Origin of the sequence: Cupriavidus basilensis (assembly GCF_000832305.1) — a bacterium.
Classification (GTDB): Bacteria; Pseudomonadota; Gammaproteobacteria; order Burkholderiales; family Burkholderiaceae; genus Cupriavidus; species Cupriavidus basilensis_F.
Window position 1 is genome coordinate 2240492 of record NZ_CP010537.1, and the last position, 19323, is coordinate 2259814.

The window sequence follows — 19323 nt, forward strand, 5'->3', positions numbered from 1 at the left end:
GAACTGCTGGCCCCAAGCCAAGCTCAAGCCATCCTCAAGCCATCCTCAAGCCACCTTCACACGGCCGTGATGCCGCGCTGCAAGGTGGTCTTGAGCATGGAGAACACCTGCCGCGCCACCGGGTTGGCCGCATTGGGCCGCGCCCACAAGTAATACGTCACATCGGGCAGGCGCGGCAGCCCGTCCTTGTCGCCCAGCACCCGCATGTCTGCGCCCAGCAGGTCGATGCTGCGCGCCGTGATCCCCAGCCCGGCGCGGATCGCCGCCTTGATGCCGATCAGGCTCGGCGCGAAATACGCCGCGCGCCAGGGCACGCCAGCCTCCTTCAGCGCATCCAGCGCCAGCTTGCGAAACAGGCTGGGCTCGTCAGCCAGGATCAGCGGCACCGTGCTGCCGTTCTCATAGGCGAAATCCGCCGCGCAAACCCAGATCGTGGGTGAGGTGCGCAAGACCAGGCCGTCCAGGCTGGTGTCTTCCCGGGTGGAAACGGTGAGGTCGATCTCCCCCCGCCGCAACGATTCCATCAGGAAGGGGCTGCGTCCCACATGGATCTCCAGCCGCAGGGCGGGCGATGCACGCGCGATATGCGACAGCAGTGGCGGCAGGATCGTGTCGGCCACATCGTGCGGCGCCCCGATCCGCAACGAGCCTGTCAGATCGCCTTCGCGCAGCACGCGCAGCGCCTCGTCGTTCAGGTTCAGCAATTGCCGCGCGTATTCCACCAGCTTGTTGCCGTGCCGCGTGAGTTGCTTGCCGCGCCCTTGCCGCTCGAAAAGCGCCAGCGCCACCTGCTCCTCCAGCCGCTGCATCTGCTGGGTGACGGCGGACTGGGTGCGGTGCAGCCGCTGCGCCGCTGCAGCAAAGGTACCGTGATCGGCAATCGCCACCAAAGTGCGCAACAGGTCCAGATCGAGATTACGCATCCATTAGACTTGCTTAAGTATTTTCATGAGTGATTAAGTGGTTTCAGGCGCCAGCCTTCATTACAGTGAAACCATGCAAGGTTATGTACCACCCCGCAAACCGAGAACCATCAAGACTCAGCAAGGATTCTAGAGACATGTCGATCGCACAACAACGCCAGGCCGCCGTCGGGGACACAATTCAATCCATCAAGGAAATCGTAGCTAGCGGTGGCGTCACCCGGGAATCGCTGGCCAGCGTGCTGGGCCAGGTGGAGCAGCTCGCGGCCAAGCCGCACCTGTGGGCGCAGAGCGAGTTCGCCCCACCGGAGGAAGGCGAACGCCAGGCCCGCTACCTGATCGCGGAAGATCCCGACCAGACCTTCGCGCTGTACCTCAACGTCATGCGCCCCGGCAAGCGCATTCCCCCGCACGACCACACCACCTGGGCCTGCGTGGCCGGCGTGGTGGGCACCGAGTACAACGACGTCTACCTGCGCACCGACGATGGCAGCGAGCCGGGCGTCGGCACGCTGAAGCACTCGCACACGGTGGAAGTGGGCCCGGGGTCGGGCATCGCGCTGCTGCCCGAGGACATCCACTCGGTGGAAATCCGCGGCGAATCCGTGATCCGCCACCTGCACATGTACGGCCGCGCGCTGGAAACCCTGACGGGGCGCACTGCCTACGACCTCGAGACCGGCCGCTGCCAGGCCATGAGCGTGGGCGTCAAGACGCGCCGCTAAACGGCACCCGGGAGGTGCGGCGCTAACCACCCACCCACCTCCCGGCTTCAGCCGAAGCCCATATCCAACGCATTTCCAGTTGCCTCCCGCCCGCGTGCGGCCAGGAGGCCTGGCCCCCTTTTTGCCTGAACAAACGCATGCCCGCCATCCTGAACACGCCCGACACCCGCTACACCCAGGTCGACCCGGTCACCCTCAAGGCCTGGCTGCACGACCAAGACGAGATCGCCCTGTTCGATATCCGCGAGCATGGCCAGTATGGCGAAGGCCATCCGTTCTACGCAGTGCCGCTCCCCTTTAGCCGGCTGGAACTGGATATCGGCCGCCTGGCCCCCAACACCGCGGCGCGCATCGTGCTGGCGGACAACGCCGACGGCGTGGCAGCGCGCGCCGCCCAGGCCCTGTCCACTCTCGGCTACACCCGCCTGTTCGTGCTGGACGGCGGCGTGCCGGGCTGGCAGGCCGCCGGCTACGCCTTGTTCGCTGGCGTCAACGTGCCCTCCAAGACCTTCGGCGAGCTGGCCGAGCACCATTACGGCACGCCGCGCGTCTCGGCCACGGAGCTGGCGGCCATGCAGGCAGGCGAGCAGGCCCCGGTGGTGCTTGATGGGCGGCCCGTCTCGGAATTCCGCAAGATGAACATTCCCGGTGCCATCTGCTGCCCCAACGGCGAGCTGGCTTACCGGCTGCGCGACCTGGTGCCGGATCCGGCCACGCCCATCGTGATCAACTGCGCTGGCCGCACGCGCAGCATCATCGGCGCGCAAACCCTGATCAACTTCGGCGTGCCCAACCCTGTGTTCGCGCTGGAAAACGGCACCCAGGGCTGGTACCTGAACGACTACAAGCTGGAGCACGGCGGCACGCGGCGCTATCCCGACAGCGCCGCGCCTGCCGGGCTGGATGCCGCCCAGGCCGCGGCGCAGACGATGGCGGTGCGCTTTGCGGTACCGCACATTGACGCCGCCGAAGCGCTCGCCTGGCTCAACGACCGCTCGCGCACCACCTTCCTGTGCGACGTGCGCACGCCGCAGGAATACGCCGCCGGCTCCGTGCCCGGCGCCCAGAGCACGCCGGGCGGCCAGCTGATGCAGGCTACCGACCAATACGTGGGCGTGCGCCGCGCGCGCCTCGTGCTGATCGATGCCGATGGCGTGCGCGCCACGGTGGTGGCGAGCTGGCTGCGCCAGATGGGCCATGACGCCGTGGTGCTCGAAGGCGGGCTTGCGGCTGCGCTTGCCTACGGCCTCGCCGCGCCCGCCGGGCCCGCGGCGTCCTCCCGTGCCTTGCCGGGCATCGATGCCCGCTCGCTGGCGGCGGGCCTGGCCGGGCGGCAGATGCTGGCGCTCGACGTGCGCGCCAGCATGGCGTATCGCGCCGGGCACGTGCCGGGCAGCCGCTGGTCGATCCGCCCGGTGTTTGCCCGCGACCTCGCTGGCGTGCCGCGCGACACGCCAATCGCGCTCATCGGCGATGACGATCAACCGGGTATGGCCACGCTGGCCGCCGGCGAACTGGCCGCACTTGGCTACAGCGACATCAGGCTGCTCGCCGGTGGCACAGGCGCCTGGCAAGCGGCAGGCCATGCGCTGGCAAGCGATGGCGGGGATGGCGACGCAGCAAGCAGCCTGCCCGATGCGCGCTGCATCGATTTCCTGTTCTTCGTCCATGACCGTCACGACGGCAACAAGGAGGCGGCTCGCCGCTACCTGGCCTGGGAAACCAACCTGATCGCCCAGCTCGACGCCCAGGAACTGGCCACGTTCCGCTTCGCCTGATCCGCACAGCGTCCTTTCAACATGACCCGCCATCAGCGACCGAGCCCGTCACGCAGCCACGCCCCGCCCCTCGCGGCGGGCAACGGTACGCATGGCTGACAAGGCGAGTCGCCAGGCATTGATTCCCATCCGGCTCGACGGTGCAGCGCCAAGGGGACGCCCCGGCTCTCCGGGGACACAAGGGGGCGAGAGGCGGCAGCCGGCACGCCACAGCAGCCAGCGGGGCCACGAAAAGCCTGCCCAGTCCCCTTTTGCTCTGACATCTCTCTACATACACAGGGGTTTTTCATGCCACGCATCAAGCAAGTCCTGACCCGCACCTTTGCCACCATCGTCACCGTCACCCTCGCCATGGCCGGCGGCTCCGCCAGCGCACAGCCGCTTGCGCCGGTCGGCGGCTTTCCCTCGCAGCCGCTGCGCTTCGTCTCGCCGTTTCCCGCCGGCGGCGGCAACGATGCCGTCACGCGCATCGTCACCACGCGGCTCGGCGAAGTGCTGGGCCAGACCGCCGTCACCGACAACCGCGGCGGCGCCGGCGGCAATATCGGCACGCGCTTCGTCGCCGAGGCCAAGCCGGACGGCTACACCTTGCTGACCTCGCAGGTGTCGGTCATGGCCGTGAACCCGACGCTGTACAGCGCGCCTGGCTTCGACCCGGTCAAGAACTTCATGCCGGTCACGCAAATCAATGCGGCGCCGCTGGCCATCGTGGTGGCGGCCAACGCGCCGTGGCAGACCTTTGCCGAACTGGCCACGCAGGCCAAGGCCCAGCCGCAAAAGATCACCTTTGCCACGCCCGGCAACGGCACGCTCTCGCACCTGGTCGGCGTGGTGCTGGACAAGGATAGCGGCATCGCCTTGCAGCACGTGCCCTACAAAGGCGCCGGCCCGGCCATCAATGACCTGCTGGGCGGGCAGGTGAACGTGCTGATCACCTCGACCTCCTCGGTGGCGGGCTTTATCCAGGCCGGCCGCATGCGCGCGCTGGCGGTCACCAGCCCGCGCCGCCTGGGCGTGTTCGCCAAGGTGCCGACGCTGGAGGAACTGGGCTACCGCAATGCCCGTTTCGAGGACTGGTACGGCGTGTTCGCCCCCGCCGGCACCTCGCCCGAGCGCGTCGCCTACCTGAACCGCGCCATCCTGCAGGTACTGCAGATGCCCGAGGTGGTGAAGCTGATCAACGAAGGCGGCAGCGACGTGGTGGGCAGCAAGCCAGAGGCATTCGCCGCGCAGCTCAAGGGTGACATCGCGCGCTGGTCGCAGATCGTCAAGCTCTCCGGCGCCCGCGTGGACTGATCCGGGTGCAGCCGGTGCAGGCGGCATGGCTCTTGCTGCTGCCTGCCACCACAAGTTGTCATACCAGCCGCGCCACCCTGGCGCGGCCCCCCACCAGGCCAAGCCATGAAGCCCAGCATCCTTACCCACCTCGCGCACGCCGGCCGCGCCAGCGCCGTGGATGGCGGACAGCCCGTCAACCCGCCCGTGGTGCGCGCCAGCACCGTGTTGTTCGATTCCGTGGCACAAATGCGCGAGATGCGCTCGCGGCGCGGCAGCGAACGCCTGTTCACCTACGGCGCGCGCGGCAATCCCACGGCGTTTGCGCTCGAAGACATGGTCACCGAGCTGGAAGCCGGCTACCGCACGCGCCTGTTCCCCAGCGGGCTGGCAGCCGCCGCGATGACGCTGCTGGCCTACCTGCGCCCCGGACAGCACGTGCTGCTGCCCGATTGCGTGTACGAGCCGGTGCGCAAGCTGGCCGAAGGGTTCCTGGCGCAGCACGGCATCGCCGCCAGCTTCTACGCGGCCGATGGCCACGACCTGCAAGCCAGGCTGCGGCGCGAAACCCGGCTGGTGTACGTGGAGGCGCCAGGTTCGCTGGCCTATGAGATGTGCGACCTGCCGGCCATCGCCGACATCGCCCACCGGCACGGCGCGCTGGTGGCGGCTGACAACACCTGGGGCTCCGGCCTGCTGTACCAGCCCCTTGCGCTGGGCGCCGATATCTCCCTGATGGCCGCGACCAAATACCTGTCCGGGCATTCGGATGTGATGATGGGCACGGTCTGTACCCTGGAAGCCGCCTGGCCGGCACTCGCCGCGGTGGCTGACGCCTTCGGCATCAGCGTCAGCCCGGACGACGCCTACCTGGTCCAGCGCGGCATGCGCTCGCTCGGCGCGCGCCTGTCCCAGCACGAGCGCAGTGCGCTGGCGGTCGCGCACTGGCTGCGCACCCGCCCCGAAGTGGCGGAGGTCTTCTGCCCCGCCCTGCCCGGCGACCCCGGCCACGCGCTTTGGCAGCGCGACTGCCACGGCACCAACGGCCTGCTGTCATTCGCGCTGCGCGCCGTGGCACCGGACGCCGCCGAACGCTTTATCGACAGCCTTGCACTGTTCGGCATCGGCGCCTCCTGGGGAGGCTTCGAAAGCCTCGCCGTGATCGCCGACATGCGCGGCGCGCGCAGCGTCACCGACTGGTCCGGGCGCGGCCAGGTGATCCGGCTGCATATCGGGCTGGAGGATGTGGACGACCTGCTGGCGGATCTGGCACGGGGGTTCGAGGTGATTGGCGGCGGCCGGGTTGCCGGGCGGGCGTTGGAGGCGCGCCTGGATACGGCTTAGCGAACCAATCTGCGTCCTATGCTAGCATTGCATGCATTGCTAGCATAGGAGACTGACATGGCGACACTGACCATCCGTCATGTGGATGAGGAACTCAAGGCCCGTTTGCGCATGGAGGCCGCGCAGCACGGCCACTCGATGGAAGAGGAAGTTCGCGCCATTCTGCGGCGTGCGCTGAACAAACCCCCTGGCCCCGGTGCATTTGGAAGTCGACTGCGCCAGCGCTTCGCAAACCTGTCAGATCCAGGGCTCGAGCTTCCCCCGCGCGACGACCAACCGCGGGCCGCGGATTTACCCGAATGATCGTACTTGATACCAATGTGCTATCCGAATTCATGCGAGGCCAGCCTGAGCCAGCGGTCGTACGTTGGCTCGACCTGCACTCGCAGCATGAATACGCGATTACGGCGGTGACTGTTGCTGAACTTCTATATGGCATTGCCCGTTTGCCCGAAGGACGCAGGAAAGGCGGGCTCCAGGAAGCGGCACTCCAAATGATTGAAGATGAATTCGCGGGCATGGTACTTCCATTCGACGAACATACGGCCCGCCATTACGCAGCAGTCGTGGCTCAGCGGGAACGATCTGGACGGCCCGTCAGCATGGCAGATGCGCAGATTGCAGCTATTTGCCGTCACCACGGCGCCGTGCTTGCCACTCGCAACGGCAAGGACTTCGAAGGAATAGGCCTGAGCCTGGTGAACCCTTGGCTCGAGTAACGTCGAGCATGTCAGCGCAAAGACTCTGCGCTACGTCCTGACCATGCCCTTCGCAAACCCACCTTGCGATCCGCCGCTTCGCACAGGCATACAATGCCGGCTTTTGCCCTTGCGCCCCGCGATGCCTGCACCCCTGACCGAAAGCCACTCCGCCGTTTTCTCGCCCGAGGAACAGGAGAGCTTCTACCGTCTCATCGCGTCGCGCCGCGACATGCGGCATTTCATTGCGGGCGCGTCGGTCGATGACGCCGTCCTGATGCGCCTGCTGCGGGCCGCGCACAGTGCGCCCTCGGTTGGGCTGATGCAGCCGTGGCGCTTTATCCGCGTCGCCGATGCCGCCGTGCGCGAAGAAATCGCCGCGCTGGTCGAGGCCGAACGGCAGAAGACCGCCGTGGCGCTGGGCGAGCGCGATGGCGAGTTCCTGCGGCTGAAGGTGGAGGGCGTGCGCGAGTGCGCCGAGCTGTTGGTGGTGGCGATGGCACCGGATGACGGCACCGTGTTTGGCCGGCGCACCATGCCGCGCGAGATGGCGCTGTGCTCGGCGGCCTGTGCCATTGAAAACCTCTGGCTGGCGGCGCGCGTGGAGAACCTTGGGCTGGGCTGGGTCTCGATGTTCGCGCCCGACGCGCTGGCTGCGCTGTTGCGGTTGCCGCCGGGTGGCCAGCCTATCGCCATTCTCTGCCTCGGCCCCGTGCAGGCCTTCTACCCCGCGCCGATGCTGGAGCTGGAAGGCTGGCGCCAGGGCCGCCCGCTCGCGGACCTGATGTCCACGAACACCTGGGACCGCCCGGACGCCTGAAGCCGCATCGGGCCGCTCAAGGCGCCACTGACGGCTCCCGCTTCATGCAGCGCAGCACGAAGGTGGAATGGCTGTGCCGCAAGCCAGGCAGCTTGTAGAGCTTGTGGCGCAGGAATTCCTCGTACCCTTGCGTGCCCGCCACCGCCACCTTGATCAGGTAATCATATTCGCCGGTGAGCAGGTACGCCTCCATCACTTCCGGCAATTCGGCCAGCGCCTCGCCGAAGCGATCCAGCATGTCGTCGTCGTGCCGGTCCAGCGTGACCTCGATCAGCACTGTGTCGGGCAAGCCGAGCGCCTTCTGGTTCAGCAGGGCCGCATAGCCCTCGATCACACCGCTTTCTTCCAAAGCGCGCACGCGGTTCCAGCACGGCGTGGGCGACAAGCCAACCTGCTCGGCCAGCTTGAGGTTGGAGAGCCTGCCGTCGCGCCGCAGCGCGCGCAGGATGCGGCGGTCGGTTTCGTCCAGTTTTGGGGAGGTTGCCATGTCTTCTGCCGAGCACAAGGAAGGAATCACCCGTAACTCTACCATCTACAGATAATTCATCTCCAAACCGATCAAAACCGGAGGCAATAAAGAAACCCATTCTGGGGTGGCGCTGGTAAATTTGTCGCATGCCTTCCCGGCCACAAACCCCACTGAAACTGCTGCCGATACCATGTCAACCTTGAACCTCGCCCTGCGGCTGGACCGCACTGACCTCTTCGGCGCCGTCGAATGGACGCTGGCCAACGCCCGCCGCACTGGCCTGCACCTGATCGACCTGTGCTTCGGGCAAGCCGCCGCGCCCTACCAGCTCACGCTGTCGGTCGGCGCGGACGATGCGGACCGGCTGGACCTGTTCGTCAGGCGCCTGGAAAACGGCGTGGACGTGCTGGAGGTCTTCGAGATCGCGGCGCCGGGCAAGCGTGCTGCCGGGACGCCGGCGCACGCCGAGGCGCGGCGTGACGAGGTGGAACCTTCACTGGCATTGGCCTAGGCCGTTGCCAAAGAGCGGGGCCCGGTATGGGGCCCGGCACCGCTCCCACCCGATTCAGCGCTGCTCGAAGCTGCGCGTGAAGTAGACCAGGCCGGCCTGCTCGCGCAAGCGGTACAAGGAGGCCGGGCGGCGCCCGGTCTCCTTTTGCGCGCCCAGGTCTTCCAGCAAGTCCGCGGCGAGCATGCGGGTGCGGAAGGCCTTTTTTTCGAGAGGACGGCCCAGCACGATCTCGTAGACATGCTGCAGTTCGCCTAACGTGAATGCGGCCGGCAGCAAATGCGCGGGCAGCGACGTGTACTCGGTCTTGCCCCGCACGCGCCCGAGCGCCGCGCTCAGCAGCATGGCGTGATCAAAGGCCAGCGCCATCCCCACGCCATCACCCTGCACCGGCGCCCGGCGCAGGCCGGCAGCGTTGCCGCCCTTCTGCAGATCCAGCGTGTCATCCGCCAGCAAGGCAACGTAGACATGGGTGGTGGACCATCCGCGCGGGTCACGCGTGGCGCTGCCCCAACTGCCTACCTGCTCCAGATAGGGACTATTGACCCCGGTCTTCTCCGCCAGCTTGCGCAACGCGCAGCCCTGCAGATCCTGGTCCCGTTCGATATCGACAAAGCCGCCGGGCAAGGCCCATTGGCCAGGAAATGGCTCGCCGGACTGTTGCGGCCGCTGCACGAGCAGGACCTGCAGCGCCCCCGCACGGATCGTCAGGATGACCACGTCGACGGTGGTCAGCGGGCGCGGGAATGCGGCGGTGGTGGGTTTCGTCATCGGGCGGGCGTTCCTGGAAGGAGGCGGTTCAAGCGGTTCAAGCGATTCACGTCGGATAAGCGGTTCACGCCGGATTATAGATTGACAAGTGTCTCAGCCACACTTATATTAGTGGCACAGACACACTTAATGCCAGGCGCCCGGCGCGGGCGAATCCAGCAACACCACCGGAAAGGACCACCATGTTCGGCATCCGATTCATCAAGGCAGATCCCACCACCTATCTGATGCAGATGCAGAGCGGCAAGATCATCCGCGAAGGCAGCGGCCAGTCGTTCTACTACTACGCGCCCACCACATCCCTCGTTGCGGTGCCCGTGGGCAGCCAGATCCTGCCGTATATCTTCGAGCTGATCACCACCGACTTCCAGTCCGTCACCGTGCAAGGCAACCTCTCCTACCGCATCACCGAGCCGCGCAAGACGGCCGCCATGCTCAATTTCGCGCTCAAGCCGGACGGTCGCAACTACATCTCCGAGGATCCGCAGAACCTGCGCACCCGCGTGGAGGGTGTGGTGGAGGTACTGGTGCAGCAGGCCGTGAGCGTCGAAACGTTGCGCTGCGCGCTGCAGGCGTCCGACCGCATGGCCCGCCAGGTCGAAGGCGCGCTCAAGGCGCATCCGGACGTGCTGGCCCTCGGCCTCGAAATCCTGTCGTTCTCGATGGTGGCCGTGAAGCCGCGCGCCGAAACGGCGCGGGCGCTGGAAGCCGAGGTCCGCGAGCAGATCCTGAAGGCGGCCGACGACGCCATCTACGCCCGCCGCAACGCCGCGGTGGAAAACGAACGCGCCATCAAGGAAAGCGAGCTCGACACCGAAGTCGCGGTGGAGCTCAAGCAGCGCACGATCCGCGAAACCCAGATGGAAGCCGAAGCCGCGGTGCAGAAGAAACAGGCGGAACTGGAGGCCAGCACCATGGAAGCGCAGATCACGCTGGAAGCCCGCCGCAAGGAGTTCGTGGGCCTGGAGGCCGACAACACACGCACCACCGCCGAGGCCGAGGCACACCGCCTGGGCGCCGTGATGCAGGCCCTGCAAGGCGCCGACGCGCGCATCGTGCAGGCGCTGGCCGCATCGGGCATGGCGCCGGGCCAGTTGATCGCGCAGGCCTTCGGCGGGATTGCCGACAAGGCCGAGAAGATCGGGCAGCTGAATATGTCGCCGGAGCTGCTTCAGTCGCTGCTGGCACCGCAGAGCAGCAGCCGCCCAAAATGACCGAAGATCCGCGCAGCTTCAAGACGCTTAAAGCGGCATTAAGTAGTTGAAAGAAAAGGAGCCAGAACGATGAGCGCAACCGCCGATCGCAAGGTAGTGCTGGTGACCCGCAAGACACGGCTGGAAGAGTTGCTGGCGCGCTACCACTCGCTGGCGCAGGCACGCTTCTACCTGGAACACCTGGGCGCGGACATCACCGATTACCAACGTGAACACGACACCTATCTTGCCGCGCGCGAACAGGTGGCCGCCGTGCTGTCGCGCTACCTGCGCCGGCAGGTGGTGGACCGCCAGTTCCTGCCCAACTTCCTGTTCGGCCCGGAAGACATCGTGGTGGCGCTGGGCCAGGACGGCCTGGTTGCCAACACCATGAAATACCTGAACGGCCAGCCGCTGCTCGGCGTGAACCCGGATCCGGCGCGCCACGACGGTGTGCTGCTGCCATTCAAGGTGGGCGACCTGGCGCGCGTGCTGGCCGAAGCCATGCAGGACCGCCGCCCCGCGCGCCCGGTCACCATGGCGCGCGCAGAACTGTCGGACCAGCAGGTACTGTACGCGGTCAACGACTTCTTTATCGGCCCGCGCAGCCACACCTCGGCGCGCTACGAGATCCAGCTCGGCGCGCGCAGCGAGGTGCAGTCATCGAGCGGCGTCATCGTCTCCACGGGACTTGGGTCCACCGCCTGGCTCAAGAGCATCGTGACCGGCGCGCGCGCCATTGCGCAGCCCGACGGTGGCGCCGAAGCCGCGTATCAACCTTTGCCATGGGATACCGACCGGCTGGTATTTGCGGTGCGCGAGCCCTTTCCGAGCCGCGCCAGCCAGGCCACACTGGTCTACGGCAACGTGCCGCGCGGCGAGCAGATCGTGCTGCGCTCGCTGATGCCGGAAACCGGCGTGATCTTCAGCGACGGCATCGAAGCGGATTTCCTGCAATTCAACGCGGGCACCGAGGCCCGCATCGGCGTGGCCGAGCGCAGCGGGCAGCTCGTGCAGTAGGGCCGCCCCCTCATTCGCCCTCGGGCAGCAGTTCGATCCCATCCAGCTCGGCCGCGCAGGTATCGCGCACGATCGAGACAAAGTCGCGCACATAAGGACGCTGCGCGAGCGGCGCCGGCGTGGTGGCATAGAGCTCGCTCCACAAACCCTTGGCGCCGATGCGCTTGGCCAGCACGTAATCGTGGTCGACGTAGTTCTTCACGCCCCAGTTGGGCAGCGCGGCCACGCCGCGGCGGCTGGCCACCAGTTGCAACACGGCCACCGTCAACTCCGCCGTGCGCCGCTGCAACTTGATGCCGGCGGGTTCCAGCACTTCGCGGATCAGGTCGATGCGCTGGTCCGGCACCGGGTAGGTGATCAGCGTTTCGCCGTCCAGGTCGGCCGCCTCGACCCGGCGCTTGTTGCGCAGCCGGTGCTCGTTGGCGATCACCGCGAGGATCTCGAAACGGAACAGCGGCGCCACCGCCAGGCCACGCTTGGCCGCCGGCATCGAGCCGATCACCATGTCCGTGCGGCCCTCGGCCAGCAGCGCCAGGGGATCGGCATGGAAGCCGGCCACCAAGTCCACTTCCACCTCCGGCCAGCGCCGGCGGAACTCGTCCATCACGGGCATCAGCCAGTCAAAACAGGTATGGCACTCCAGCACGATGCGCAGCTCGCCGCGTGTGTCGCCCTTGAGCCGGGCCAGGTCGCGCTCGGCCGTGCTGATGGCCGCCAGCATCTCGCGCGCCAGCACCAGCAGCCGGTCGCCGGCCGGCGTGAAACGCAGGCCCTGGCGGGTGCGGTCGAACAGCGGCAGGCCGTAGTGCGCCTCGATGCCTTTGATCTGATGGGACAGCGCCGACTGGCTGACGTGCACGCGCTCGGCGGCCGTGGCGAGCTTGCCGGATTCGGCAATCGCTACCAGCGAGCGCAGGTGCCTGACTTCGATCACGGCTTGCTCCTGGAATGTGAAGAATAGCGCCCGGATGGCTTGATATGAAATTCATTCATACGTTGATTAAATCTTATCGCTTGATTCATTTTACGCTGGATTCCACACTGTGCGCCATCGTCACATTCCCAATACGGAGCACTGCATGGCACGCACTCATATCGCTGGATTTCCGCGCATCGGCGCCCAGCGCGAACTGAAATTCGCCCAGGAGGCGTTCTGGCGCGGCGAAACGGACGAGGCCAGCTTGCGCCAGGTGGCAACCGGCCTGCGCCAGCGCCACTGGCAGTCGCAGGCACAAGCCGGGCTGGACAGCGTGGCGGTGGGCGACTTCGCCTACTACGATCAGGTGCTGGGCCTGAGCGCCTTGCTGGGCGCCCTGCCCGCGCGTTTCGGCTTCGACCCGAAGCAGCTGAGCCTGGCGCAGTATTTTGAGCTGGCCCGTGGCAACAAAGCCCAGCCGGCCATGGAAATGACCAAGTGGTTCGATACCAACTATCACTACCTGGTCCCGGAACTCGGCCCCGACACCCGTTTCGACGGCGGCGTGGACTGGTTCTTCGATGAGGTGGAAGAAGCGCTGGCGCTGGGCCTCAAGGCCAAGCCGGTGCTGATCGGGCCGGTCACCTACCTGTGGCTGTCCAAGACCCACGTGGACGGTTTCGACCGCCTGAGCCTGCTGCCCAGCCTGGTGGCCGCCTATGGCCGCATCCTGGCCCGCCTGCGCGACCGCGGCATCGAATGGGTACAGATCGACGAGCCTGCCCTGTGCCTGGACCTGGAGCCGGCATGGCTCGATGCCTATGACGGCGCCTATGCCGAACTGGCCAAGTCCGGCGTCAAGCTGCTGCTGGCTACCTACTTCGACAACGCCGCCGACCACGCCGCGCGCGCCGCCGCTCTGCCGGTGCATGGCTTCCACATCGACCTGGTGCGCGCACCGCAGCAGCTCGACGCCTGGCGCAAGGTGCTGCCAGCCGGCGCGGTGCTGTCCGCCGGCGTCATCGACGGCCGCAACATTTGGCGCACCGACCTGCGCCGCGCGCTGTCCGTGCTGGCTCCGCTGCATGCCGAACTGGGCGAGCGCCTGTGGGTCGCGCCGTCTTGCTCGCTGCTGCACGTGCCGGTCTCGCTAGAGGCCGAGCGCAAGCTCGATGCGCAAATCAAGACCTGGCTGGCCTTCGCCACCGAGAAGCTGGCCGAGGTCAGCGTGCTGGCCCGCGCCCTGAACGAAGGCGAGGCAGCGGTCGCCCCCGAGCTGGCCGCCGCCGATGCCGCGCTGGCCTCGCGCCGCAGTTCGAGCCGCGTGGTCAACCAGCAGGTGCAGGCACGGGTCGCGGCAGTCACCGCTGCCATGGCGCAGCGCAAGAGCCCGTTCCAGACCCGCATCGAACGCCAGCGCACCGCGCTGCAGCTGCCGGCACTGCCGACCACCACCATCGGCTCCTTCCCGCAGACAACGGCAATCCGCCAGACCCGTGCAGCCTACCGCCGCGGCGAGATCGGCGCGCTGGAGTACCTGCAGCGCATCCGTGGTGAAATCGAGACCGCCGTGCGCAAGCAAGAAGCGCTCGGCCTGGACGTGCTGGTGCATGGTGAAGCCGAGCGCAACGACATGGTCGAGTATTTCGGCGAGCAGCTGTGCGGCTACACCTTCACCGAAAACGGCTGGGTGCAAAGCTATGGCTCGCGCTGCGTCAAGCCGCCGGTGATCTACGGCGATGTGTATCGCCCCGAACCGATGACGGTGGAAACCACCCGCTATGCGCAATCGCTCACCGAGCGTCCGATGAAGGGCATGCTCACCGGCCCCGTCACCATGCTGCAATGGTCCTTCGTGCGCGACGACCAGCCGCGCGCCACCACCACGCTGCAACTCGCACTGGCGATCCGCGACGAGGTCTCGGACCTGGAACAAGCCGGCATCCGCATCATCCAGATCGACGAGCCCGCACTGCGCGAAGGCTTGCCGCTGCGCAAGGGCGACTGGGCCGCGTACCTGGACTGGGCCGTGCATGCGTTCAAGATCTCGGCCGCCTCGGTGGAGGATCAAACGCAGATCCACACCCACATGTGCTACGCCGAGTTCAACGATATCCTGCCCGCCATTGCCGCGCTGGACGCCGACGTGATCACCATCGAAACCTCGCGCTCCGCCATGGAGTTGCTCGAAGGCTTCGGCGAGTTCGACTACCCCAATGAGATCGGACCGGGCGTGTACGACATCCACTCGCCGCGCGTGCCTAGCGTGGAAGCCATCACGCACCTGCTGGAGCGCGCCTGTGAGGTGATTCCGCCGCAACGGCTGTGGGTCAATCCGGACTGTGGGCTGAAGACGCGCGCCTGGCCCGAAACCGAAGCCGCGCTGGCCAATATGGTCGCCGCCGCGCGTGGCCTGCGCGAGCAGATCGGCAAGGACGGCGCGACCGCGTGGCAGCGCGCCACCCGCCGCACCGGGCTGGGCGGGCACGCGGCACACCATGGCGCCGCGCACGCAGCGGGTTGCGTCGATTGCGCTAGCCAGGCGGCCTGATACGCGCCCGGGCGGGTCCGATCAAACTCCGCCAAGCCTTACCAACAGCCTTACCAAGCCAACGGGCCGGCATGCATCGCATGCCGGCCCGTTGGCCGTCTTGCTTTCCCTTGCACGCAAAGCGGCAAAACGCCGCACCGCGACAGGCAGACTGCCCTGCACGCCCGTTGCGGCACTGTGTCACATAGCGCACACCAGGCTCCCCTCCGTATCGTACGCGGCTATCCAAGCACGGTTAAAAGGCGCGGCCCAACGCAGGCTTGGCGCCACAAGCGAAATCATGAAACGAGCCAGACACTGGAAGCAGCGCACCGCCGCCCTGCCCGCCGCCGCCTTCGCCACATTCACCACCGCCGCGCTCGCACAGGCCGGCGCGCCTGCCACACCCGATGCCGCTGTCACGTTACCTGCGGCGACCGTGACGGCCAAGACCCCAGGCTCGCTCACCGCGCCGAACGTGCAGCAGCAACAACAGGCACTGGACCAGACAGCCGGCTCGGTCGGTTTTGTCGACGCCGCGTCCTACAGCGACACCTACGCCAGCAACCTGCGCGACGTGCTCAAGGATGCGCCCGGCGTGTATGTGCAGGAGCGCTACGGCCAGGAACTGCGCCTGTCGATCCGCGGCTCGGGCGTTGCGCGCGGCTATCATGCGCGTGGCCTGGATCTCCTGCAGGATGGCGTGCCCACCAACTTTGCCGACGGCAGCGGCGACTACTACCAGATCGACCCGCTTGGCCTGAGCGCGGCTGAAATCTACAAGGGCGGCAACGGGCTGGCCTACGGCACCACCACGCTGGGCGGCGCGATCAACTTCACCACGCCCACCGCGCTCACCACCGATGCGCCCAACCAGGTGCGCGTCGATGGCGGCAGCTTCGGCACGGCGCGCGCCAGCGGCCAGGTCTCGCGCCAGATCGGCGCCTTCGACTTTCTCGCCAACCTGAGCGTCAACCACTCGGACGGATTCCGTGCGCACGAGCGCGGCCAGTACGAGCAGTTCAACGCCAACTTCGGCTATCGGTTGAGCCCGGCGGTGGAAACCCGTTTCTACGTGGGCGCCTATATCGTCGACCAGCAATTGCCCGGCGCGCTGTCGCTCACCGATGCGCTGAACAATCCGAAGAAGGCCGCGCCGGCCGCGCTGTCCGGCGACCAGGCGCGCAACACGCGCACCGAGCGCGTAGCCAACGTCACCACCATCAAGCTCGACAGCGGCCAGCTCGATTTCAGCACCTGGGTCATCCACAAGAGCCTGTATCACCCGATCTTCCAGGTCATCGACCAGGACTACTGGACCTATGGCTTCGCGCCGCGCTACACCGGCACGCAGACCATCGGCGGCCTGCGCAACCAGCTCATCGTCGGCGCGCGCTTCTTCGGCGGCAACAACGATGCGCGCCAGTACGTCAACAACGCCGGCAACCGCGGCGCGCAGACGCTCAACGCCGCACAGGATGCGTACAACTACGAGGCCTATCTCGAAGACCGCCTTTGCCTGACGCCCACCATCGCCCTGATGGCCGGTGCCAAGGCCTACCGCAATGTCCGCCGCTATCAGGACGATGGCGGCCTGCCGCCCAATCCCACGGCAAAATCCGCTAGCGCCACCTACAGCGGCGTGAACCCGAAATTCGGCGTGCTGTGGGAGCCGGTGCCTGACGTGCAGGCATTTGCCGACATCACGCGCAGCGCGGACGTACCCGACTTCACGGACCTGAGCCAGACCATGGCCACCACCACCCGCTTTGTGCCGCTGAGCGCGCAGCGCGGCTGGACGCTGGAGCTGGGCACGCGGGGCAAGCGCGAACGGTTCTCCTGGGACGTGACGGCCTACCGCTCGCTGGTGCGCGACCAGTTGCTGCAATACACCACCAACCCGAATATCCCGGCCGCTACCTTCAACGCCAACCGCACCACGCTGCAAGGCGTGGAGCTCGGCGTTCACGGCGACGTGCTGCAAAACCTGTTCGGCTCCGGCGACAAGCTCACGCTGTCGCAACTGTGGAACTACAGCGACTTCCGTTTCGACAATGATCCGCAGTACGGCAACAATCGCATCGCTGGCATACCCAAGCACGTGCTGCGCACTACCGTTGCCTACAGCCGCGCGGCCGGGCTGCGCGTTGCCGCCACCATCGACTGGGTGCCGGGCGGCGCCTACGTCGACTATGCCAACACGCTGCGCACGCCTGGCTACGTGCTGTTTGGCCTGCAGGCCAGCTACGAATTCCAGCGTGGCGTGACGGTGTTCCTGGATGCGCGCAATCTCGGCAACAAGCGCTATGTGAGCGACTTCAGCACCGTGGCCGACGCGCGGACAGCCAACACGGCGGTGTTCTATCCTGGTTCAGGCCGCGCGCTTTATGCTGGCGTCAAATACAAGTTCTGAGCCTGCGCCTTGTCATAAAAAACCCGCCTCGGCGGGTTTTTTTCATCTCAGCGCGCGGCTTGGGGCTCGCAATCACTCCACCCGCATCACCGGCGGCGCGCGCCACGTACCGTCCAGCATCACCTGCCGGGGCCAATACACCCGCATCATCAGGTTGAATCCATCGGGCGGTGCCGGCAGCCAGTTGGCCACCCGCTTGCCCGCCGGGCGCGCATTCTGGATATAGATATCGAGCGACCCGTCGCGGTTGAACCGCAGCCGGTCGCGGTCCCCGATGGCATAGCGGTTGAGCGGATTGGCGACAAACGCCTGCTTGTCGTTGTAGAGCGTCAGTGACCAGAAGGCCGTGCTCGGCGGCATCTGGCCCTTGTTGAAATGCAGTACGTAGCGGTTTGCCCCGTTCAACGGCTTGCCGGCGGCGTCGACGCGCGTGCTGGGATACAGCGCATCCGCCGGCAGGTTGGCGCCAAGCCCTACCCAGGCCACCAGCGCGCGCTTGCCATAGGCTGTGCCGTAGTTGCCCAGATCCCGGTGCACGGCCCATTTGCCATCCCCTTCGCCGCCGCCGCGCTTGGCCATGGCCACGATGCCCGCCAGGGCGGTGGTGGCGCCCTCCTGCACCGCGCGGGCCGTCGAAGGCTCCAGTGCGGTCACGGAGAAGGGCTTGCCCGGAACGATCCCGAACTTCTTGATCGATTCCACCATCGCCGCATCGGCCGCGGCCGGAGGATTGGCCGGCAGCAATTCGGCAAAGCGGGTGAAGAATGCCTGCGCGTCCATCGCCGCCACCTGCTCGACGGGCGGCGTTTCCACATCCACGGGAACCGCTTCGGGAAGCATCGCCTCGGCGGGCCTGGGCCGCGCCTTGCCGCCACGCTGCAAGGCGGAGAGCGGCGCCAGGCGATATTGGTCCTGCAAGCGGTGGACCGCAGCGTAATCCTGCTTGCCATTGGTTTGCGTACGGCCGATCAGCCACACCATCTCGGTCGGCGAACGGATTTCAGTGACCCCTGGCGGCAACATGCCATTCCACATCGGTCCCGTTACGGCGTAGACCGCTTTCTTGGTGCCCGCGGTGCGCTTGCCCGGCGACGCGAAGACATTGGTCCAGGCATCCATCAGCGGCATCAGGTAATAGCGCCCGTGCGTGTCGGGCAGCGAGAGGATCACCGGCCCTTCGGACAAATCCAGCCATGCCATCGAGTAAAGCGTATCGGCATTCGGGCTGACCACGTCGGTGAAGGTAGCGTCCGGGAAACTGCGCTTATGCGAGAAGGTATTGGCCGGCACGCGGGCGCTCATGACCTCACGCGTGACATCCATCAGCACCAGCGGGTAGGCGTAGACAAAAATCTGGGCAGATAAAGCCTTGATCGCCGCATCGGACGGCGGCGAGGCTGGCTGCGGCACCGCAAAAGTTTGCGGGCCCGCGGCGCAGGCAGACAACAGCAGACCGAGCGCAAGCGCACTCGCAATTCGGCGTAGCGAAATAATCATGACCCCGTTTCCTCGTCGGAATGGCTACCTTCCACGCGTTTTTCGCCGACGAACGGGCGACATCGTTGCACAGAGGCGCGTCTAATTTCCCCGAGCGATGATGTTCCCGGCAACCGGAGTTGTCAATTGAACAACACTAAACAGTGAGGGCAAACGCACCAACGCCCACCAGCGCTGGCCCCGCCGCCATGCATTTGATGGGGAAGTTGACGGACTAGTGCCGCATCTCATTACTGTTGCGATTATCTTGGCGATTACTTTGGTGATAAGAGCCGCCTGAGAAATTAATCTGACCAAGCCCCAAAATCCATTATTGGCCCAACACCTTCATCCTGGACTGCTCTGCGGCAAAGCTGGAGCGCGAGCGCGTGAGACTGCAACGCCCCGCCCGTACGCGCGGCATCAAAAAGTGCATCGCAAGACGTACAGGCGAAACGACTTGG

The 19323-nt window shown here is 66.4% G+C and carries 17 protein-coding genes; 12 read left to right on the forward strand and 5 right to left on the reverse strand.

What is annotated here, in order from left to right:
- Positions 1-56: 56 nt before the first annotated feature.
- Positions 57-923 carry a LysR substrate-binding domain-containing protein gene (locus tag RR42_RS30590; RefSeq protein ID WP_043355548.1) on the reverse strand — a complete coding sequence of 289 codons (867 nt, stop codon included), beginning with the start codon at positions 921-923 and terminating at the stop codon, positions 57-59.
- Positions 924-1060: 137 nt separating this feature from the next.
- On the opposite strand from RR42_RS30590, the gene RR42_RS30595 reads away from it, so the two are divergent.
- The 7 genes from RR42_RS30595 (at position 1061) to bluB (ending at position 7563) form a co-directional block, all read left to right on the forward strand.
- Positions 1061-1648, forward strand: a complete 588-nt coding sequence (locus RR42_RS30595) for a cysteine dioxygenase family protein (RefSeq protein WP_043355550.1) — start codon at positions 1061-1063, stop codon at positions 1646-1648.
- Between the two features lie 137 nt (positions 1649-1785).
- A complete protein-coding gene (locus tag RR42_RS30600) occupies positions 1786-3426 on the forward strand; it encodes a rhodanese-like domain-containing protein (protein ID WP_052495086.1) in 1641 nt (546 codons plus the stop codon).
- A gap of 351 nt (positions 3427-3777) precedes the next feature.
- Complete coding sequence (locus RR42_RS30605) at positions 3778-4722, forward strand: Bug family tripartite tricarboxylate transporter substrate binding protein (RefSeq protein ID WP_043358231.1); 945 nt, start codon at positions 3778-3780, stop codon at positions 4720-4722.
- Positions 4723-4827: 105 nt separating this feature from the next.
- Positions 4828-6045: a cystathionine beta-lyase gene (gene metC / locus RR42_RS30610; RefSeq protein WP_043355552.1), complete on the forward strand. Its 1218-nt coding sequence runs from the start codon at positions 4828-4830 to the stop codon at positions 6043-6045.
- Positions 6046-6102: 57 nt separating this feature from the next.
- Positions 6103-6348: a FitA-like ribbon-helix-helix domain-containing protein gene (locus RR42_RS30615; RefSeq protein ID WP_043355554.1), complete on the forward strand. Its 246-nt coding sequence runs from the start codon at positions 6103-6105 to the stop codon at positions 6346-6348.
- Positions 6345-6764 carry a type II toxin-antitoxin system VapC family toxin gene (locus RR42_RS30620; RefSeq protein WP_043355556.1) on the forward strand — a complete coding sequence of 140 codons (420 nt, stop codon included), beginning with the start codon at positions 6345-6347 and terminating at the stop codon, positions 6762-6764. The genes RR42_RS30615 and RR42_RS30620 overlap by 4 nt, the downstream gene beginning before the upstream one ends.
- A gap of 121 nt (positions 6765-6885) precedes the next feature.
- Complete coding sequence (gene bluB / locus RR42_RS30625) at positions 6886-7563, forward strand: 5,6-dimethylbenzimidazole synthase (RefSeq protein WP_201777371.1); 678 nt, start codon at positions 6886-6888, stop codon at positions 7561-7563.
- 16 nt (positions 7564-7579) lie between these two features.
- Here bluB and RR42_RS30630 read toward each other — a convergent pair whose 3' ends face one another.
- Positions 7580-8050 carry an Lrp/AsnC family transcriptional regulator gene (locus tag RR42_RS30630; protein ID WP_006156337.1) on the reverse strand — a complete coding sequence of 157 codons (471 nt, stop codon included), beginning with the start codon at positions 8048-8050 and terminating at the stop codon, positions 7580-7582.
- Between the two features lie 172 nt (positions 8051-8222).
- Here RR42_RS30630 and RR42_RS30635 point away from each other — a divergent pair, with 172 nt between their 5' ends.
- Positions 8223-8543, forward strand: a complete 321-nt coding sequence (locus RR42_RS30635) for a hypothetical protein (RefSeq protein ID WP_043358233.1) — start codon at positions 8223-8225, stop codon at positions 8541-8543.
- 54 nt (positions 8544-8597) lie between these two features.
- On the opposite strand, the gene RR42_RS30640 is transcribed toward RR42_RS30635, so the two are convergent.
- Positions 8598-9311 carry an NUDIX hydrolase gene (locus tag RR42_RS30640; protein WP_043355559.1) on the reverse strand — a complete coding sequence of 238 codons (714 nt, stop codon included), beginning with the start codon at positions 9309-9311 and terminating at the stop codon, positions 8598-8600.
- 182 nt (positions 9312-9493) lie between these two features.
- On the opposite strand from RR42_RS30640, the gene RR42_RS30645 reads away from it, so the two are divergent.
- On the forward strand, positions 9494-10525 hold the full coding sequence (locus RR42_RS30645; protein ID WP_043355562.1) for an SPFH domain-containing protein: 1032 nt from the start codon (positions 9494-9496) through the stop codon (positions 10523-10525).
- Positions 10526-10594: 69 nt separating this feature from the next.
- Positions 10595-11524, forward strand: coding sequence for a sugar kinase (locus RR42_RS30650; RefSeq protein WP_043355565.1), 930 nt, complete (start codon positions 10595-10597; stop codon positions 11522-11524).
- 10 nt (positions 11525-11534) lie between these two features.
- Here RR42_RS30650 and RR42_RS30655 read toward each other — a convergent pair whose 3' ends face one another.
- On the reverse strand, positions 11535-12458 hold the full coding sequence (locus RR42_RS30655; RefSeq protein ID WP_043355566.1) for a LysR family transcriptional regulator: 924 nt from the start codon (positions 12456-12458) through the stop codon (positions 11535-11537).
- A 145-nt stretch (positions 12459-12603) separates the two neighbouring features.
- On the opposite strand from RR42_RS30655, the gene metE reads away from it, so the two are divergent.
- Both metE and RR42_RS30665 read left to right on the forward strand, forming a co-directional pair.
- The gene (gene metE, locus RR42_RS30660; protein WP_043355569.1) at positions 12604-14991 is read left to right on the forward strand and encodes a 5-methyltetrahydropteroyltriglutamate--homocysteine S-methyltransferase; all 2388 of its coding nucleotides are present in this window, start codon (positions 12604-12606) and stop codon (positions 14989-14991) included.
- 280 nt (positions 14992-15271) lie between these two features.
- Complete coding sequence (locus tag RR42_RS30665) at positions 15272-17383, forward strand: TonB-dependent receptor family protein (protein ID WP_043355571.1); 2112 nt, start codon at positions 15272-15274, stop codon at positions 17381-17383.
- Between the two features lie 72 nt (positions 17384-17455).
- On the opposite strand, the gene RR42_RS30670 is transcribed toward RR42_RS30665, so the two are convergent.
- The gene (locus tag RR42_RS30670; protein ID WP_043355574.1) at positions 17456-18880 is read right to left on the reverse strand and encodes a DUF1254 domain-containing protein; all 1425 of its coding nucleotides are present in this window, start codon (positions 18878-18880) and stop codon (positions 17456-17458) included.
- Positions 18881-19323 lie beyond the last annotated feature (443 nt).

Bases quoted from the DNA above. Each gene is read 5' to 3' on its own strand.
- RR42_RS30595 (WP_043355550.1), top strand. From the start codon at position 1,061: ATGTCGATCGCACAACAACGCCAGGCCGCCGTCGGGGACACAATTCAA.
- RR42_RS30665 (WP_043355571.1), top strand. From the start codon at position 15,272: ATGAAACGAGCCAGACACTGGAAGCAGCGCACCGCCGCCCTGCCCGCC.
- RR42_RS30640 (WP_043355559.1), bottom strand. From the start codon at position 9,311: ATGACGAAACCCACCACCGCCGCATTCCCGCGCCCGCTGACCACCGTC.
- RR42_RS30645 (WP_043355562.1), top strand. From the start codon at position 9,494: ATGTTCGGCATCCGATTCATCAAGGCAGATCCCACCACCTATCTGATG.
- RR42_RS30620 (WP_043355556.1), top strand. From the start codon at position 6,345: ATGATCGTACTTGATACCAATGTGCTATCCGAATTCATGCGAGGCCAG.
- RR42_RS30600 (WP_052495086.1), top strand. From the start codon at position 1,786: ATGCCCGCCATCCTGAACACGCCCGACACCCGCTACACCCAGGTCGAC.
- bluB (WP_201777371.1), top strand. From the start codon at position 6,886: ATGCCTGCACCCCTGACCGAAAGCCACTCCGCCGTTTTCTCGCCCGAG.
- RR42_RS30605 (WP_043358231.1), top strand. From the start codon at position 3,778: ATGGCCGGCGGCTCCGCCAGCGCACAGCCGCTTGCGCCGGTCGGCGGC.
- metC (WP_043355552.1), top strand. From the start codon at position 4,828: ATGAAGCCCAGCATCCTTACCCACCTCGCGCACGCCGGCCGCGCCAGC.
- metE (WP_043355569.1), top strand. From the start codon at position 12,604: ATGGCACGCACTCATATCGCTGGATTTCCGCGCATCGGCGCCCAGCGC.
- RR42_RS30615 (WP_043355554.1), top strand. From the start codon at position 6,103: ATGGCGACACTGACCATCCGTCATGTGGATGAGGAACTCAAGGCCCGT.
- RR42_RS30635 (WP_043358233.1), top strand. From the start codon at position 8,223: ATGTCAACCTTGAACCTCGCCCTGCGGCTGGACCGCACTGACCTCTTC.
- RR42_RS30630 (WP_006156337.1), bottom strand. From the start codon at position 8,050: ATGGCAACCTCCCCAAAACTGGACGAAACCGACCGCCGCATCCTGCGC.
- RR42_RS30650 (WP_043355565.1), top strand. From the start codon at position 10,595: ATGAGCGCAACCGCCGATCGCAAGGTAGTGCTGGTGACCCGCAAGACA.
- RR42_RS30590 (WP_043355548.1), bottom strand. From the start codon at position 923: ATGCGTAATCTCGATCTGGACCTGTTGCGCACTTTGGTGGCGATTGCC.
- RR42_RS30670 (WP_043355574.1), bottom strand. From the start codon at position 18,880: ATGATTATTTCGCTACGCCGAATTGCGAGTGCGCTTGCGCTCGGTCTG.